Genomic DNA, 3,892 nt, shown 5'->3' with positions numbered 1-3,892 from the left:
AGGATTCTCCGCATGATTCATGCAGAAAATCGCCCATCTCACCGACGAAAGATACGTGGGATAGTCTACCCGCTTACGCAAAAACTATCCGGATATAGAGCGGTTCAAGATCGAACCGATTGCCATCACTCGGGAACAGGGCTCAATCACCATTAAGACTTTCGATGCAAAAGCCTTGGAAGAAGGTGCCTTGCCCCTTGAATTCATAGGTTGTTCCTCAGTCACAGATACGAATCTGATGTCTGGCAAGAATGTATGGGGACCGGATGACCCCAATTTCCATAAATTTGCACCACACCTGAAGGAAATTGTAGTTGCTTCCGATACTCTACAAGCTGTGTTGGATCGCAATAACGTTGAATATATCGATGCATTCCTGGTCGACTGCGAGGGCGCAGACTGGATTGTCTTCGACCAGCTTGACTTGCAACGCTATCGTCCCGGCTTGATCAAAGTCGAAGTCGGCGCTTTATCGCCCACTGACGTCGGTAACGTTATCGTAAAGATGAAAGCCGCAGGCTATGATGTTGGCATGTATTGTGAAGATGTTTGGGCGTTTAGGTAGGGCACACCCTAATCATTTTGAATATTATTGTACGCTGGAACTGAAGACATACGCATCATAATCAACGATAAAGGTCGCCTCGATTTTACTTCAACACCCAATGTTCCAGTTCGTATGCTCTGTGCATCATTGGGTTTTAATCCGGTAGCCAGGCTTTCCTGATCATCCAACGGCACCAGCGCTGCACGACCATCTTCGTCAACTCGGCAACGCCCTAACAAAGAGACGGATCAGGGCATTTGTGGCTGAGACTTTGCGCGACGGATCGATATTGCTGTAGCGACGCTGCGGGCGAAACTACCGATAAGGCGTCGGGCGGGCGGCTCAAAGAACACCGCGATCAGCCATGATGCAAAAAACAGGATCGCGACAAGGATCGCCCCGACCAACCATCGGCTATGATCCGCACCGAAACGGGCAAAAATCGCATAGCCGATGTGCTGGTGCAGAAGATAAAGCGGATAAGTCAGCCCACCGATGCCGGTCGCGATAGCCGGACGAATGGGAAGCGCCGGCAGCATTACGCAAAGGGCAACGCAGGAAACAGCTATCGGCCCAACTAAAGCAAGGCCAGCGGTGTTTCTGTGAATGTCATACAGTTCAAAGAACTTCGGCTCAATGATAAACGGGGTGGCGGTAGCCCATAGAATCGACGCGGCAAGGATGACGAACGCGCCGGGCGTCTGCCTCTGCCGGAGCTTATAGAGAGTTATTCCAAAAACAAAATACCCTGAATACTCGGTAATGACGAGTTTTCGGAGCACTTCACTGTCAATGCGCAGCTCGTTCGCTATGGAGAGAACCAGCCAGGAAATCACGATGGCCTGCCAGTGCTTCTTGAACCAGCCGAGCGCAATGAAAACAAAGACCCATCCGTAAAACATCACCTCATAGGCTATGGTCCAGTAAGCACCATCGAGGAATGGCTGACCGAGAGCCCGGGCATTGATAACAAGATGGGCGAACCACTGCTTGACGGTCGGCGTCGGAAGGCCGGGAATCGGCCAGTTATAGAGCACGATCGCTGTCGCGGTGGCGCAGAGCATGAAGGTCGGCCACAGCCGAGCCGCACGACCAACAGCAAAATCAAAAGCGCTTCGGCCTTCGCTCGATAGGGCGATGACGTAGCCGGAAATAGCAAAGAAGATCAGCAGACCGGAATCGAGCCACATCGCAGCGGGGGCGAATTCTGGAAAGCCAATTCCGCCACCTTCACCCGAAACCTCCATCCGGAAGCCATAATGATAGGTGAGGACGAGTAGGGCGGACACCATCCGCAAGATATCCAGATTGAGCAGCCGCTTTTGATTCTGCATCATGCAAGCTCCGAGCGAGGATGACCTCTCGACTCTACAATTCATGATTTGAGAAAATGTGAACAATAGCCGTATCGCAAGAGCTGCTGGCGCAGGGAGTGCACCAGCAGCATCTGTTCTCCTTAACCGAACGGGGGCGTCGTCCGACAGGCATCCGTTCCCATGGACGGGGTTGCCATGTTGTGCAGAACGTTCGTCGCCGGCAGAGTGAGGCGTGGGTAGGCTGCGCTCGTTATCAGGTTCATCCTGCTGACGATTGCAAAGGTCGTATCCGTTCCGCCGTAGTTGGAGGTCACAATGCCATCGTTGACGTCGGATGACGTAACCTGAATCATGTTGTTGGAAATGAGCGTATGGCCGGCCTGGTTGCCCGCTGGCGTGCTGGCGCTGGTCTGTTCCGAAGCCACGATACCCACCGGCGTTGACCGGATCACATTATCGGTGATGACGAGGTTGCGCGAATAGGTGCCAGCGCCGGCGATGATGCCGAACCGCTGCGCGCATTCGATGGTATTTCCGGAAACGACCGCATCCGCCTCGGCGCTGATACCGATACCACGAATGTCAAGAAGACCGCGCGAGGGCGACAGGGTACGGCAATTCCGGATGACATTTCCGGTCACTGTCGCATTGCGCGCGCCGGACATGAAGTTTGCAACGGAAATACCCTGGCCACACCAGTCGATGAAGTTATTGGCTACAATGTTGCCGACTGCGATGTTGTTGCCGGTCGTCGCGGGTGTTTCTTCCACATAGAGGGCAACCTCACCAATGCCATAGCAATTGTTGCCCTGAATGACCGTTCCGGCACAGACATTGGCCCGGACTGCCGAGAAGGCCGCAAAGTGGATCGTGTTCCCTTCGACCAGGCAGTCATTGACGCGAAAAAGCGAGACCGCGTTGCCATAAGGGCCGCTGCCCCCGTTCTCTGCACGAACATCGGAGAAGCTGTTTCCGGAAATGATTGTACCGTTGTAGATCGGCGTATCTTCCTCGATTTGAATACCGTTGTTGCTCAGATTGGTGAATGTCGAACTGCTGACACGGAGCGCCGGGCTGCCATAGGTATAGATCGCCGCATCATCGCATTTCTCGAAAGCACAGTTTTCCACCAGGGCGCTAGGTCTTGCGAGTTCATTGCCGTCCATCGTAAAGCTCGAACCGCGTCTTGTGCCGCAGTTCTGCAAGCGCAAGCCAACCTGAGTAGAATTGAAGAACTGGCAATTGCGAAAGACGAGATTCGAGGCCCCAACCGCCGTAACAAGGCCCGGCCGTGCAAATGCCGAAAGCGCACGGTTCTTGCCGTCGAAGTCGATTCCTTCAATTTCGATATCGGAAACCTGTTCGATCCAGAAAAACAGATCGTCCGTCGTGAAGTTCAACGTCACCGTACGCGGCGTGGCGTATATGCGCAGGGCACGCGTTCCCGGCGCTCCTCCTGCTGAAATCGCCGTAAAGCCGAGATCGTAGGAGCCTGGCTGGATATAGAGCTCCTTTCCTTGCACCCGTGCGTTCGCAATTGCATCAGCCAGGCTGATCGTTCCATTCCAGTCAAGTATGCTCATGCGCGCATCCTTTTGGTTGATTCGCGGCAGTATAACTAAATTTACCCGAGAATATCTTTGCCTTATGCAATTCGGTTAGGTTTTTACAAGCTGGGCGTGCAATCCTATGATCGGTAAGTTCCACCCTACCGACGATCCTTGGATTGTGGCATGTTTCCCAGCTCGGCCCGTATAGATGCTGATAAACAGGCAAGTTTGCTCGCCGTCACCGCTCAGTGTTTCGAGCAAGGTGAGGCCCAACGCATCCGGCAATGAACGGTCGTGAAGATACAGTCAAAAGACTGCTCCTTCAGCCATTCGAGACTTTCGGCGGCAGTATCTGCGTCCACCCTGGCAATACGCCTCTCCAGTGTTGCGAGGCAAGTCCACTTCCCTCACCATCTTACCCTTACCCCTGCGGTTGCCTTGATTTGATAGCTGTTTGCGAAATGGTTGAGGGCTGTGTT

At 53.5% G+C, this 3,892-nt stretch carries 3 protein-coding genes; 1 reads left to right on the top strand and 2 read right to left on the bottom strand.

The window, feature by feature from the left end; genetic code table 11:
• Positions 1-238 precede the first annotated feature (238 nt).
• Positions 239-565, top strand: coding sequence for an FkbM family methyltransferase (locus tag JNC70_RS22585; RefSeq protein WP_374789036.1), 327 nt, complete (start codon positions 239-241; stop codon positions 563-565).
• 230 nt (positions 566-795) lie between these two features.
• On the opposite strand, the gene JNC70_RS22580 is transcribed toward JNC70_RS22585, so the two are convergent.
• Entirely contained in the window at positions 796-1,884 is a 1,089-nt protein-coding gene (locus JNC70_RS22580; protein ID WP_104757539.1) for an acyltransferase family protein, read from the bottom strand.
• Positions 1,885-2,003: 119 nt separating this feature from the next.
• Entirely contained in the window at positions 2,004-3,446 is a 1,443-nt protein-coding gene (locus JNC70_RS22575) for a TIGR03808 family TAT-translocated repetitive protein (RefSeq protein ID WP_104757538.1), read from the bottom strand.
• Between the last annotated feature and the right edge of the window lie 446 nt (positions 3,447-3,892).

The organism is Brucella oryzae, from assembly GCF_041929965.1.
Classification (GTDB): Bacteria; Pseudomonadota; Alphaproteobacteria; order Rhizobiales; family Rhizobiaceae; genus Brucella; species Brucella oryzae.
This window is presented reverse-complemented; position numbering and strand designations above follow the sequence as displayed.